The organism is Candidatus Magasanikbacteria bacterium (assembly GCA_021648085.1).
In the GTDB taxonomy this organism is placed as follows: domain Bacteria; phylum Patescibacteriota; class Patescibacteriia; order Magasanikbacterales; family UBA922; genus JAKITS01.
The window spans coordinates 241,779-255,162 of sequence record JAKITS010000001.1 but is presented as its reverse complement, the minus strand read 5'-3'; the positions used below and the strand labels follow the sequence as shown (position 1 = coordinate 255,162).

Sequence of the window (13,384 nt, the reverse complement as noted above, 5' to 3'; positions counted from 1 at the left end):
TCAAATTAATTAAGTCTTTTGTGCTCCTGGCTTCTTTCCGCTAGTAGCAAGATTTCTAACATTCCCTCTTCTTGTGCGAGAATTTGTTTTTGTTCTCTGTCCACGCACAGGCAAACGTTTTGCATGGCGAGATCCACGATAAGATTTAATATCTCTTAATCTTTTTATATTTGAAGAAACAATTCTTCTTAAATTACCTTCTGTTGTTAAACTTTTTTCTACTATGCTACGAATTGAGTCTTCCTGCTCTTGTGTTAAATCTTTAACAGAAGTGTCAGGATCAATTCCAGCACTTTTTAAAACATTTTTGGCACTAGTTTGGCCTATACCAAAAACATAAGTAAGCGCTATTACTACTTTTTTTTCTTTTGGTATTGATACTCCAGATATTCTCATAAAATACTTTTATTAGGCTGATTTCTTTCTTTGTTTTGTACCTTGTCTTTGTTTATGTCTTGGATTTTCACAAATAATATAAACAACGCCACGTCTACGAGTGACCTTACAGTTGATACAACGTTTTTTTACAGATGACTTAACTTTCATAAATAAATTTAAAATCTATAAGTAATTCTTCCTTTTTTTAAATCGTAAGGTGTCATTTCTATTTTTACTTCATCACCAACACCTAAACGTATTCTGTGAATACGCATTTTCCCTGATAAATGTGCCATTATTTCGTGCTCATTTTCAAGTTTAACCCTAAACTTTGCACCAGGCAAAAGTTCTTCAATTGTACCCCTAACTTCTAATACTTCTTTGTTCGACATGTGTATTTAATTAACTGGCAACATTTTACACCAAAGTGAAAAAAATGTCAAGCCAAATTTTATATTTCTAATTTATTTCTTATTTTAGCAGTTTTTATAATCTTAATATTATATCATTTTTAACTATAAATCCAGTACCTATACAAGAAAAAATTCCAAGAAACCCCAAGGGCAATAGTACCAATTCTAACAAGTTTTGCATCGAATTCCAAAAAATGATTAAAAATAATCATAGTCGCGATACCTATTATATAGTTAAATCCTACTACAATCAAGTACTTTATAAACTGCAAACGAATTAATACCATTTTTTTACTACCAAAAGACCAATATTTATTTAGAAAAAATACATAAAAAAAGACTGGAATTTGCCCCAACATTACAGCTCTGACAGAATCTAAATTTAAAAAATCTTTTATAAGAATAAGTAGCGATAAATCCAATAAAAGTGCTGTTATTCCAACCACAAAATATCTAAAAAATTCCAAACGCAGACCCCAAAGAAAATTTAGGCTATGTTTTATTTTAATTTTTATAATTTCTATTTGCATTTTAGTTATTCAAGTATAGCTTTTATTCTACGGACTCCTGCACTTACAGATTCTTGTTTTTTAATTCTAAATTTACCCAAACCTCCTGTGCTTTCTACATGTGGACCACCACAAATTTCCTTGCTTGCTATTTGCGACCCATCTCCAATTGTATAAACCTTTACCTTGTCTCCATACCTATCTCCAAAAAGTCCTATTGCACCTTGAGATTTTGCTTCTTCTACAACCATCTCTTTAAAACTCGTTTGTAGATTACTCTCTATCGCTTTATTTACGAATCTTTCTACTTTTTGAATTTCTTCTTCTGTGAGTTTTTCTGAATGAGAAAAATCAAAACGAAGCCTTTCTGAAGTTATATTACTTCCTTTTTGTTCTACGCGGTCACCAAGCACCTCTCTAAGCGCACTGTGAAGTAAGTGTGTCGCTGTGTGATATTTTATACTCATCTCGCCGTCGTCTGCCATACCTCCTTTAAATTTTTGTTCTGCACCTTTACGGGAAAGTTCTTGATGTTTTTTTAATTCTTCGTTGAAACCATTTTTTAAGTTTTCAATTTCATTTTGAAGTAAGCTTCTTTTAGGTAATTGTTTGATTTCCTCAATTGAAGCCTCAAAATCAAATCCATAAGTTTGATACATATTAAATAAAAATTTAGCATCAAGTTTTGTTGGTACATATCCATCAGATACATCAACAAAATCTAACTTTTGACCTGACTTTGGGTCTTGTACACGCATTTGAGTTCTCAAAATTTTCAAACCTGTTTGCAAAGTTTTTCTAAATTTTTCCTCTTCTTTTAAAAGCTCACTTAATATTGTATCTTTATTTTGTGATAATTCTGGATATGTAGTTATATAATAATTTATTACAGAATCTGCGAGTTCTCCACAAAAATTACCTTCAATTCCAATTTTGTTCGCAAATCTAACAGCACGGCGAACAAGTCTGCGTGTAAAATAACCCTGATCTTTGTTCGAAGGACATGCGCCATCTGAAATTAAAAAAGTTGCAGCGCGCAAATGATCCATAATTACACGAAAAGATTCTTGTACCTCTGCTGAACTATAATTTTTACCACTCAGTCTTTCCAAAGTTTGTCTCATTTTATCAAAGATATCTATAAGAAACACATCTGGCACATTATTTTTTGCTGCCATTATTCGCTCTAGTCCACCACCAAAATCAACATTTTTTTGTGGTAAAAGTTCAAAACCAAGATTTGTCTTTATATATTCCATAAAAACATTGTTTCCAATTTCCATAAAACGACCACAGTCACAGTTTGGATGGCAAGATTCACCTGCCCAATGAGATTTTTTATGCAACCCTAATTCTTCTCCAAAATCCCAAAACACTTCCGTGTCTGGTCCACCAAGTTGACCTACTGGCATTTTTTCTGGCTTTCCACACATACTCCACCAGTTTTTACTTTCATCATAATAAAAAATTCTTCCATTTTGCATTCCAAATTCCGGATCTCCAACAATTTTTGAACTTACTCCAGCAGACACAAATAATTCTTGCCAAATTTTTGCGGACTTTTCATCTCTTGGAATATTTAAATTTTCCTTTCCTTGAAAAACTGTCACATAAATTCTATCTGGATCTAAGCCTACAACCTTTGTAATAAACTCAAAAAACCAAGAAATTTGCTCTTCCTTGAAATAATCACCAAGCGACCAATTTCCAAGCATTTCAAAAAAAGTAGTATGTCTATTATCACCAACCTCCTCTATATCTTGTGTGCGAAAACATTTTTGTGAATTTGTAATTCTCACACCAAGTGGGTGTTTTTCGCCAAGTAAATATGGAACCATTGGTTGCATTCCAGAACTTGTGAATAATGTTGTGGGGTCATTTTCTGGTAAAAGCGAAGCAGAGGAAATTCTTTGATGTCCTTTTCCTTTGAAAAATTCTAGATATTTTTCTCTAAGTTCGTTTGTGTTCATAATTTTAGTTAATCTCTCCCCCACCTAAACATACGTTCTTTTTATAAAAAACTGCAAATTGTCCTGGGCTTAGTGCCCATTGTTTTTTTGTAAAATTTACTGTCAAACCATTATTTTTATCTTTTTTGATTGTACATTTTTGTAAGACTTGCCTGTGACGAAGCCTTACTTCACAGTTTAATGGAAATTTTGACTCATGTCCACTAATCCAAGAAATATTTTTTACTTTTATTTCTTTTTTATACAAAAGTGGATCTTCTCTCTCTCCTACCACAAGCTCATTTTTTTGTAGATTTTTTGCAATTACATACATTGCCTTACTTTTTTTACCTCTTGCTTTCATGTCTACCCCAAGCTGACGCTGACCAAGTGTATATTTATGCAAACCATTATGTTCTCCAATTTGTGTACCGTCATTTAAAATTATTTTTCCTTTTTCTGGTTTTATTTTTTGTGCCAAAAATTCTCCAATTGAAACTTCGCCGATAAAACAAATTCCCATACTCTCTTCTCTGTTTGCATTTGGAAGTTCTTTTTTTTCTGCAATTTTCCTAACCTGTTTTTTATTCAATTTTCCAAGTGGGAAAAGAGTATGTTTTAGTTGATCTTGATTTAATTGATGCAAAAAATATGTTTGATCTTTATTTTTATCTTTTGCTTTTTCTAGAAAATATTCTCCTTTTTTATTTGAAATAGAAGCATAATGACCTGTTGCTAAAAAATCGAATTTTAATTCTTTGGCTTTATCCAACCAAAATCCAAACTTTATAAATTTGTTACAAAGCACATCTGGATTTGGTGTATTTCCTTTTTTATATTCTTTGAATAAATAATCCACTACAAATTTTTTATACTCCTTTTCAAAATTAAATGTTAAAAAAGGAATACCCAAAAAAGCAGCAACTTTTATCGCTTCTCTTCTGTCTTCTTTCCAAGTGCAAACCCCCTTTACCTCTTCCTCATCGCTCCACTGACGCATATATACGCCTGTGACGCCATAACCTTGACCCACAAGAATAGATGCAGTTACGGCAGAGTCCACACCTCCAGACATTGCTACTAATATTTTATCTTTCTTCTTTGTCATAATGGTTTAAACTAACATAAAAAGAAGAAATACTCAAGGAGCAGAATATGTAGAGTCAAACTCAAAACCAAATAAAATAGCTAAAAGTAAAATCTCAAAAAATATAATATAACTAATCAGACCAGAGACAACATTTCCTAAAATTAATTCTAAAAGTATAAGTGAGGCAATCCAAACTACTCCCAATAAAATTCCCTTTTTTGTATTTGGCTCGTCTTGTTTGAAATACCATTTTCCATTTACAAACAAAAAAGGTATTAGAAGTACCCACAAAATTATATTGTAAGCAATTTCTGAAAATTCATAACTAATAAAACCAATAAAAAACCAATTATACAAAATTATAAATAAAACTAGAAAAAGTGAAGACAGTAATAATCTAACAATTTTCATAAACTATAATGTATAAACCAAACCTATAATAAACACACTCAAAAATACAAATAACCAACCAAATGTAGACATTAGCATAACGCTAGCAGCTTTGAAGCTTTTGTGAATTGTCTTTTTCATTGGTTCAAAAAATATAAGATATGCGATAACAGAAGCAGACACTACAAATAAGAAGAGTCCAAATGTCACCTGTATTACAGAAGCTATCTCACCGTTGAATAAGCTATCAAAAGAAAGCAACATTGTAGAAACAAAAAGACAATAAAATACCACAGCAATAGCATGCGTAAACCCTCGCCAAAATGGTCGTCTGTAATTTTTTGAGAAAAGCATAAATATTAAATTATTATTTTAAACTTCTATTATAATGACAGTGTTGCCCTGACTTTATCTGCTATGTCTGTATTACCCGGATTTATCTCTTGTACTTGCTTAAAGAAGTTTAGGGCATTTGCACGATCCCCCCTTCTTTCGTATAAAAGACCTAAACTATACAATGCGTTGGAGTAATTTGGTGTTAATTCTGCCGCCCTAATCCACAAAAGCTCTGCTTGTCTATCGTCTTCTCCTTCATTTTTGTTGTAAAACATTCTTCCCAAACTAAACAGTACTTCTGAATTATTTTGAACAAGATTTAAAACAGGCGTATATACAGAAATTGCTGAGTCTAAATCTTCTTTTGCTTCAAACAGTTCTGACAAATTTAGATAGGCAACCAAATAATCTGGTTTCAATTCTATTGCTTTTTTGTAAGCCTCCTCTGCAGTATCTAGATCTTCACCAAAAACGGACACATCTCCCAAATACCACTGTAAAACAGGGTTTGTAGGTTCTAATTCTACTGCTCTTTGAACCGCATCTTTTGCCCAATCATTTGCTTCTGGCACAACACTTCTTGCATTCATATACATTACAGCCAAAGTCTCCCAGGTTTCCACATTTTTTGGTTGAAGACTTGTGGCAGCTTTTGCACTATTTACTGCGTTTGCTATAAACGCAGAAATTAACTCTGGATTTGACTCCTCTTTTATAGATTCTGTTCTTGCTTTTTGCAAGTTTACACGAGCTATGGCCACATAATAATCTGCATAATTTGACCTATACTGAACTGCCTTTTGTAAATTTAACTCCACATCTTCTATATTTGAAGATCTTACAGCTTTTGTAAAGTGTATTTCTGCCAAATAAATCTTTGCACTAAACACTCCAAAAACCATAAGTGCTGTCACCAAAAGTACAAAACCAAATGATAATGCCAGAGAATATTGAGGAGAAACATGGAGTGAAATTCTTTTTTCTTTTATAAGCCCCGGTATGACAGCTGACAAACTTACAACAACAGCACCTAAAAGCCACCACCAGAGCCACCATAAAACAATACCGTAAAATGCTAAAGCTAAACCAATAGAAGATACAAGCCAGACGACAACCAATACAAAAACTTCTGTTCTAACAACCTCACTATCCCCTTCTATCAAAAACTCAGAATCTTCCTTTTCTCCTTTCTTTTTCCAAACAGAAGGTCTAGTCTTGAGCCAACCGCTAAGTGCACTACCGACACCCAATAAAAGTATGAATAAGAAACTAATAAAACCAAATATTCCAAACTCCAGCAAAAGCGAAAACACTGAGCTGTATGGATATTGAAATCTAGTAGACCAAACTATACTAGACATATTGAATTCCACAGGTTTGTTTTCTGAGAATCCATATACAAAAGTACCAGGACCAGAACCAAATAAAAATATTTTTGCACTAGAAAGGAAGCTGTCTGCGGTTACTTGAAATGATGGCTGTACACCAAGAGAGACTTCTACTGGTAAATTCATTTTTAACAAATTTGGTGAGCCAAAAAATACAAATAATAATGCAATAAGGAATATAAAGAAATTAAATGAAATTCCAACTACACCAACTTCTGCTAGCAAACTTGTACTCACTACCAAAAGTATTCCAGCTCCAATTGCAAAAATAATCCAAGAAATAGCAAAACCAACTTTCAAAAGTACAATGAAAGTTAAGAAAAAAGTAATTGCAGGTAAAATTTTGGATGTCCAGGTTTTTCTTTTTATAGAAAGTAGCCCCAACGATAAAACAGCTCCCAAACCTGAAAAAATACCGAACAAACTACTTTTTTGACTAACTGTATTTTGTGCTATATATTTGTGTAAAATATCTAAACCAGGCAAATCTAGAAGTATAAATAAAAATGCAGATATTGAAAATGAGACTAATAATGTATTTATAAGTGTGTTCCATTTTTTGGAGGTATCAACCAATTGTAAAAACAACCAAAACCAAAGTATAAAAGCAATAATTGAGCTTGCATTTAATAAAAATATATCTGTTTTACCAGCAAAACTAATAGAAGATGACAGTGATAAAAGAGATGAAACAATTGTAATTAGGAAAAGTACCGCGATTGGTATATCAAAAATTGTACGCTTTACCACCAACTCTTTTGAGAGAATAACTTTTGTAAGCCAAACCAACAACAAAACCAAAACTAAAAAATAAAGCATTAGCTGTTTTGGAAGTGTAAGAACATCTGATGTAAATGGAAGATAAAAAAGGGGTATTCCAATAGTTCCAATTAAAAAAATAATCATTCCTATTTTGGAAAATAACTTATCGTATTTACTACTTACTTTTTTCTTTAAAAATGACATACACTATTTTTCTTTATTTTTTAATACTAAATTTTTAAGTGAAACGGTCTCTTCTTTTGACCTGTCTGGCTGCTTAACCTCTACTTTATTTTGTTTATTATCATAATTTTGTTTTTTATTATTTGGCTGAGGTTTTTTAATTGGAGTGTGAGGATAAATCTTTTTTGGTGGTTGTTTTTTTTGTTGTTTATTTTTCTTTCTTTCTATTTGTGCCAACTCTTCCTCGGATGGCTGACTCCACCTTAATATCTTTTCTTCTATATCAGACCTAGGAGTTCCATATCTTTCTCTTGAAACTCTCAATACTTTATCATAACTTCCTGTTGGAGAACCGATTGGTGACATTGTAGCCGCACTAAAAGGTTGAGAAGCCACCCCATCTATCATTAATTTTAAAAATATTTGGAACTTTGAAAGATTTACAATATCTTCTATAACAAAAGTTGGAGAAAATTCTTTCTCCATAGATTCTGCATCTGCGGCACCAACCCTAAAACTAACCACAGTTCCAACATTTCCAAAAACAGCGTCTGCTACAACTTCGTCTAATTGAGCAACATATTGATGAGCTAAAATCAAACTTAGACGATATTTACGCGCCTCGGATAATATGTTGGCAAAAGATGGAGTTGCAAAGTTTTGAAACTCATCCACATATAAAAAGAAGTCTTGACGATCTGCTTCTGGAATATTTACACGCTCCATAGCTGAAAGTTGAATCTGTGTGATAAGCATTCCACCTAACAGCCTACTATTATCCTCTCCTATTCTTCCTTTGGACAAGTTCATTATAAAAATTTTCTTATTATCCATTAGTTCTCTAATATTTATAGTTGATTTTGTTTGGGCAACCATATTTCTAATAACAGTTGCGCTCAAAAATTGACCGATTTTGTTTTGAATTGGGGCGACAGCTTCTGCAGCATACCTATCATTATAACCAGCGAACTCTTTTTCCCAAAAAGCTTTTACAACAGGATCCTTTAGGTTTGCCACCATTTCGCTTCTAAATGTTTTGTCCCCTAACAACCTATTTATACCTAAAAGAGTTGAGCCTTGATTGTCTAGTAAAGTAAGTAAAGTATTGTTCAAAATATATTCCATTCTAGAGCTCCAAGCGTCTGGCCAAATCTTTTTGAAAACTGCCATAAGTCCTGCAGCCACAAGATGTTTTTGCTCTTCATTTTTAACCTCTAAAATATTAAATCCAATAGGATTTTCTCTGTCTGAAGGGTTGAAATATACAACATCATTTATACGATTTGTCGGTATATAATCTATAATTTTTTCTGCAAAATCCCCATGAGGATCTACCAAACCAACTCCATGTCCAGCATAAATATCATGCAAAACCATATTTTCCATCATTGTTGTTTTTCCCATTCCAGTTTTCCCAATCACATACATATGTCTACGACGGTCGTCTAGTTTAATACCAAAACGCCGCATTTGATTTCGGAAATTGGTTTCAGCGAACAAACAGATATCTTCCTGTTCTTCTTGTTTTGCTTGTTTTGCTTGTAGTGATTTTAATTGCGGTGTTGGCATGTTTTTATTTTATATTATCGCAATCTTATTATATCATATTACAAATAAAATCTAGCATATCTTATACACAATTTGACAAAACTCTATTTTAAAAGTTTACTTAATATAAAAGGAGGTTATTATGGGTGTTAATTCTGGAGGTCTTATTTTCAAAGATTTTTGGAAGATGAGAGAAGGTTTTTACAGACTTACATCTCAAAAAAGTATATACATTCACAATTCAAGTCCAAAAAAACTTGCAAAATTAGGTGTTGTAGAAAGATACTATATTTTAAACTTAGCTTTTGGTAAAATAGGTCCAAAAGCAATGACCGCAATATCTTTTCTACTTTATATAACATTCCAAAACCATTGTATCGCGTGGACAGGTATCACCTGGACACAACTATTTAAAGAATGGGATAAAGAGACAAGTAAAGTGCAAAATGATATTGCAAATAATGCAAACATAATTTGCTTTGATGAGGTTTTTTTATCGCCAGAAGGGTTTTCATATTTAGCCGAAGGTTTGATTGAGGCGGTGCAAAAAGGATATCTTTTTATTATCCCAACACCAAACCAAAATGTAATTTACTTCCCAAACAGATTTCTAATTCAAACTATTATAGATGAATATAACGATACCATAAAAAGAAATCTGAAACAAGCAAAAACCCGCTAAGATTAGCGGGTTTTTTTAAACTTTATTTAAGTTTATTACTTCAAAAGTGAATTTATAGTTTGCTCTAGTGAACTAAATGGTTGAGCTCCAGAAATTTCTACCATTTCTCCGTTTGGTCCAATTGCCACACTATAAGGAGTTCCTCGAATTCCAGCTTTTTGACCATCCAAAAAGTCATCGTTTACTTTGTTGTCGTATTTTCCACTTTCCACGCATTCTGTAAATTTGCTTATATTTTTCACACCGACTTGCTGTGCATATTCTGGAAGTTTATCTAAATCCAAACCATCATTTGAAGGAGTTACCTCATTTATTAGATCAATAAATTCCCAAAATTTATCTTGTTCTCCTGCACACTCTGATGCGTTTGCTTCAGCACGCGCTTGTCTGTGCAAACTATCCAATGGAAAATGTCTAAAAACCCATTTTACATCGCCATCAAACTTGTCCATTACCTCTAACATTGTATTATGAAATCTCTTACAAAACGGACATTCTAAATCTGAATATTCTACGATTGTCACTTTTGCATTTTTATCTCCACGAATATGATCTTTTTTTGTAACACTACGAATTGCAATTTTCTTATTACCAACATCTTCTGTGCCTACTTGTTGATTTCTGTTATTATTAACATCTACTTTTGCATTATCTCCGTTTACATAAACTCCAAGCAAAATAAAAAAACCAATCGTACACAAAACTAATATTCCAATTACAAGCCCAGATGCAAAAACCTTTCCCGGAGAAAGTGATTCAAAAATAGAGCCATTTCCTTGTTTGTTGTCCATACGCAAAAATATTTATTATTTAATGAATTCTAAGTATAACACTATCTAAAAAATAAAAGCAAGACTTTCTATTTTTCTATTTTTTGAGGTTTAATGTTCTTATTATTTTTAATCATTTTCTTTATACCATCCAAATTTAATAATCCCGCTTGTGCACCCAGATGTTGTACTACAGAAGATGCGTTAAATGTTCCCCATCGCATTGCTGTTTTTATGTTATTTTCCAAAACTAATGCGCTTACAAAAGCTATTGTGTACGCATCTCCAGCTCCAGTCCTCTCTAAAATTGGAGTATCAAAAATACCCATTTTATACATATCCTCTCCATTATAAGTATAAGACCCTTTTGGCCCGTCTGTTATTACCACCTTCTTTACTCCCAAATTATAAAATTCTTTTAACAAAATAGGCACACTACTATTATTTTTTAATAAAATTTGTGCCTCACGCTTGTTTACAGACAAAACTTCTGTTTTCTTTAAAATAGGCTTCAAAACTTTTAAACCTTCCTTTATTTGAAAAGTCCCCGGATTAAACGCAAGTTTTGCTCCACTTTTTTCTAAATAATTTAATAATTGTTTGTGAAGTGGTTTATGTCCGAAGGCTAGCGAAGTAAAATAAATCCATTTAGATTTTCCAAATTTTGGCAATTTATATTCACGCGACTCATGATAAACAAAAATTGTTCGCTCTCCATCAAAATTCAAAACCGTAGAATAATTTGTAGGCTTAGTTTTATCTATTTTCAAAAATTTACTTGAAACCTTTTCTTTTGTAAAATTCTTTTTTGCCTCTTTTCCACCAATATCATTTCCAACGACAGTATAGATTGCAGTTTTTAACCCAAGTCTAGACGCACCAACAGCAGAATTCGCTGCATTTCCTACTCCGTGCAGGCGAATTATTTTATTTACTGGTATTTTATCTGCATAATCAACACAAAGCTGGCAAATATCTTTTTTAATCTTACAATTTACTGTCGCCTGATCTATCTCCAAAAAAACATCTGTCGTTGTATCCCCTATTGAAATTATATCGTACATATTTTTTTAATTTAAATTAGTTAAATGTTCTGCCAAGCCTATATAACTAGAAGGTAAAAAACATTTTAATTCTCTTTTTATATTAACACTTATTTCCAAACTATCTATAAATAAATGCAAGTCTATAAGTCGTATTTCACCAGTTCCACGAGATAATTTTTTAAGTTGTTCATAAGGTGCTTTTACTCCCTCTCTGCGTAAAACTGTTTGAATTGCTTCTGTTAAAACTTCTGGGTGTTTTTCTAATTCATCTGAAACTTTTTTATAATTTATAGCAATTTTTGAAAGTCCTTTTAATAATGATTTGTACGAAATAAGGCAATGAGAAAAAGCAACACCAAAATTTCTTTGAACAGTAGAATTTGACAGATCTCGTTGAAGTCTAGAAATTGGTAATTTTTGTGAAAAAAAAGTAAACATACTATTTGCTATACTTAAATTTCCTTCGGCATTTTCAAAATCAATAGGATTTACTTTGTGCGGCATTGTGGAAGATCCAACCTCTCCTATTATTATTTTTTGTGTAAGCCAACCATCACTTATATACCTCCACAAATCTTGAGAAAAATCTATTAAAATTGTATTTACTCTACGCAATGCATCAAATATTTCTATAAAACTATCTTGTGGTTCTATTTGAGTAGTAAAAGAATTAAGTTCTAACTTTAGAAAATTATTTTTATTTAAAACTTCCACAAAATCCTTACTAAATTTCAACCAATTTACATTTGGATAAGCACTATAATGTGCATTATAATTTCCTGTTGCACCATTTAACTTTACTAAAATTTGATTTTTCTTTATTATTTCAAACTGTCTTTGTAGTCTACTCAAATAAACTTTAAATTCTTTACCAAAAGTTGTAGGAGATGCTGGTTGACCATGTGTTCTGGCTAAAATGGAAATAAAACGATTTTCTTTAGAAAAAATAGAAATTTCATTCATTATATTTTCAATAAAAGGAAGTATTACAGATTCCAATGAATCTCGTATCATCAAAGCATAAGAAATATTATTTATATCTTCTGATGTTAAACCAAAATGAACCCATTCTGACACATCTGAAAGTGAGCTATTTTTTAATTTATTTTTAATAAAATACTCAACTGATTTTACATCATGTCTTGTGGCTAATATTTCCTTATATCCTGTCTCTTCTAATTCTTTTACAATATTTGCATCTTCTAATGTTAAATTTTGTAATTCTTTTAATAAAAAATTTTCCTCCTTTGAAAATAAGCGCACGCCTATTTGGGCGTGCTCTGAAAGCATTATTAAATATTTTATCTCCACCTTTACTCTATATGAAATTAAACCGAACTCACTACAAATTTTGCTTAATTCATTTGTTTTATTTTTATACCTTCCATCTATAGGACTTATAGCCAAAAGTCTTTCCATATATTAAATAAGATAATTCTGGACAATCACACCCACGATTACTCCAACCAAAACCCCCAAACCACCAAGCAAAAGCATTTCTAAACCTTTTCTAATTTTATTAATTTTAAATATTTTACCACTAACCACTCCCAAAACAAAAAGTGCTACGAGAGAAAAAACTATTGAAACCCAAAATGCTGTCATAGACTCTAAAAAAAGATATGGTGAAAGTGGAATAAAACCTGCCAAAAAATAAGAGACAAACATTATAGAGCCGGCAACTATTGAAGTCCCAAAAGGTGTATTTTTCTTTTTGCTGTATTCCTCTGCTGTGTGCTCGGACAAAAGACTACCAATACCCATAGATGTAGCCTCTACAAATATCAAAATAATTCCTGTGATAATAATAGTACCACGAGCTACACCAGTAATAGCCACACCAGAAATAAGCCCAATTGTGGAAACCAAGCTATCCTCTACTCCAAATATAAAATTTTTTACATAAAGCGCGTAGGTCTTTCTAGAAAACTTTGCCATAT

15 protein-coding genes are annotated in these 13,384 nt (G+C 31.9%); 1 reads left to right on the top strand and 14 read right to left on the bottom strand.

Translation table 11 applies throughout. From position 1 onward, the window contains the following. Positions 1 to 9: 9 nt before the first annotated feature. The 10 genes from rpsM to L3J07_01150 all read right to left on the bottom strand — a co-directional run bounded on the left by rpsM (position 10) and on the right by L3J07_01150 (position 8,967). A complete protein-coding gene (gene rpsM, locus L3J07_01195; protein ID MCF6276443.1) occupies positions 10 to 396 on the bottom strand; it encodes a 30S ribosomal protein S13 in 387 nt (128 codons plus the stop codon). A gap of 12 nt (positions 397 to 408) precedes the next feature. After that, positions 409 to 546 carry a 50S ribosomal protein L36 gene (gene rpmJ, locus L3J07_01190; GenBank protein MCF6276442.1) on the bottom strand — a complete coding sequence of 46 codons (138 nt, stop codon included), beginning with the start codon at positions 544 to 546 and terminating at the stop codon, positions 409 to 411. An 8-nt stretch (positions 547 to 554) separates the two neighbouring features. After that, positions 555 to 770 carry a translation initiation factor IF-1 gene (infA, locus tag L3J07_01185; GenBank protein MCF6276441.1) on the bottom strand — a complete coding sequence of 72 codons (216 nt, stop codon included), beginning with the start codon at positions 768 to 770 and terminating at the stop codon, positions 555 to 557. A 119-nt stretch (positions 771 to 889) separates the two neighbouring features. Further along, positions 890 to 1,321 (bottom strand): GtrA family protein, encoded by a 432-nt coding sequence (locus L3J07_01180; GenBank protein ID MCF6276440.1) that lies wholly within the window; start codon positions 1,319 to 1,321, stop codon positions 890 to 892. A gap of 5 nt (positions 1,322 to 1,326) precedes the next feature. Beyond that, a complete protein-coding gene (locus L3J07_01175; protein ID MCF6276439.1) occupies positions 1,327 to 3,270 on the bottom strand; it encodes an alanine--tRNA ligase in 1,944 nt (647 codons plus the stop codon). Positions 3,271 to 3,274: 4 nt separating this feature from the next. After that, positions 3,275 to 4,357 carry a tRNA 2-thiouridine(34) synthase MnmA gene (gene mnmA / locus L3J07_01170; GenBank protein MCF6276438.1) on the bottom strand — a complete coding sequence of 361 codons (1,083 nt, stop codon included), beginning with the start codon at positions 4,355 to 4,357 and terminating at the stop codon, positions 3,275 to 3,277. Positions 4,358 to 4,390: 33 nt separating this feature from the next. Next, positions 4,391 to 4,750, bottom strand: a complete 360-nt coding sequence (locus L3J07_01165) for a hypothetical protein (GenBank protein ID MCF6276437.1) — start codon at positions 4,748 to 4,750, stop codon at positions 4,391 to 4,393. Positions 4,751 to 4,753: 3 nt separating this feature from the next. Next, positions 4,754 to 5,083, bottom strand: coding sequence for a hypothetical protein (locus L3J07_01160; GenBank protein ID MCF6276436.1), 330 nt, complete (start codon positions 5,081 to 5,083; stop codon positions 4,754 to 4,756). Between the two features lie 29 nt (positions 5,084 to 5,112). Further along, positions 5,113 to 7,419, bottom strand: coding sequence for a tetratricopeptide repeat protein (locus tag L3J07_01155; GenBank protein ID MCF6276435.1), 2,307 nt, complete (start codon positions 7,417 to 7,419; stop codon positions 5,113 to 5,115). Between the two features lie 3 nt (positions 7,420 to 7,422). Next, complete coding sequence (locus L3J07_01150) at positions 7,423 to 8,967, bottom strand: type IV secretion system DNA-binding domain-containing protein (GenBank protein ID MCF6276434.1); 1,545 nt, start codon at positions 8,965 to 8,967, stop codon at positions 7,423 to 7,425. 121 nt (positions 8,968 to 9,088) lie between these two features. On the opposite strand from L3J07_01150, the gene L3J07_01145 reads away from it, so the two are divergent. Further along, on the top strand, positions 9,089 to 9,628 hold the full coding sequence (locus tag L3J07_01145) for a hypothetical protein (GenBank protein ID MCF6276433.1): 540 nt from the start codon (positions 9,089 to 9,091) through the stop codon (positions 9,626 to 9,628). A gap of 35 nt (positions 9,629 to 9,663) precedes the next feature. On the opposite strand, the gene L3J07_01140 is transcribed toward L3J07_01145, so the two are convergent. The 4 genes from L3J07_01140 to L3J07_01125 form a co-directional block, all read right to left on the bottom strand. Next, the gene (locus L3J07_01140; protein MCF6276432.1) at positions 9,664 to 10,419 is read right to left on the bottom strand and encodes a DsbA family protein; all 756 of its coding nucleotides are present in this window, start codon (positions 10,417 to 10,419) and stop codon (positions 9,664 to 9,666) included. 68 nt (positions 10,420 to 10,487) lie between these two features. Further along, positions 10,488 to 11,462 carry a carbohydrate kinase family protein gene (locus tag L3J07_01135; GenBank protein MCF6276431.1) on the bottom strand — a complete coding sequence of 325 codons (975 nt, stop codon included), beginning with the start codon at positions 11,460 to 11,462 and terminating at the stop codon, positions 10,488 to 10,490. 6 nt (positions 11,463 to 11,468) lie between these two features. After that, the gene (purB, locus tag L3J07_01130) at positions 11,469 to 12,863 is read right to left on the bottom strand and encodes an adenylosuccinate lyase (GenBank protein MCF6276430.1); all 1,395 of its coding nucleotides are present in this window, start codon (positions 12,861 to 12,863) and stop codon (positions 11,469 to 11,471) included. A 3-nt stretch (positions 12,864 to 12,866) separates the two neighbouring features. Then, positions 12,867 to 13,382, bottom strand: coding sequence for a VIT1/CCC1 transporter family protein (locus L3J07_01125; protein MCF6276429.1), 516 nt, complete (start codon positions 13,380 to 13,382; stop codon positions 12,867 to 12,869). Positions 13,383 to 13,384 lie beyond the last annotated feature (2 nt).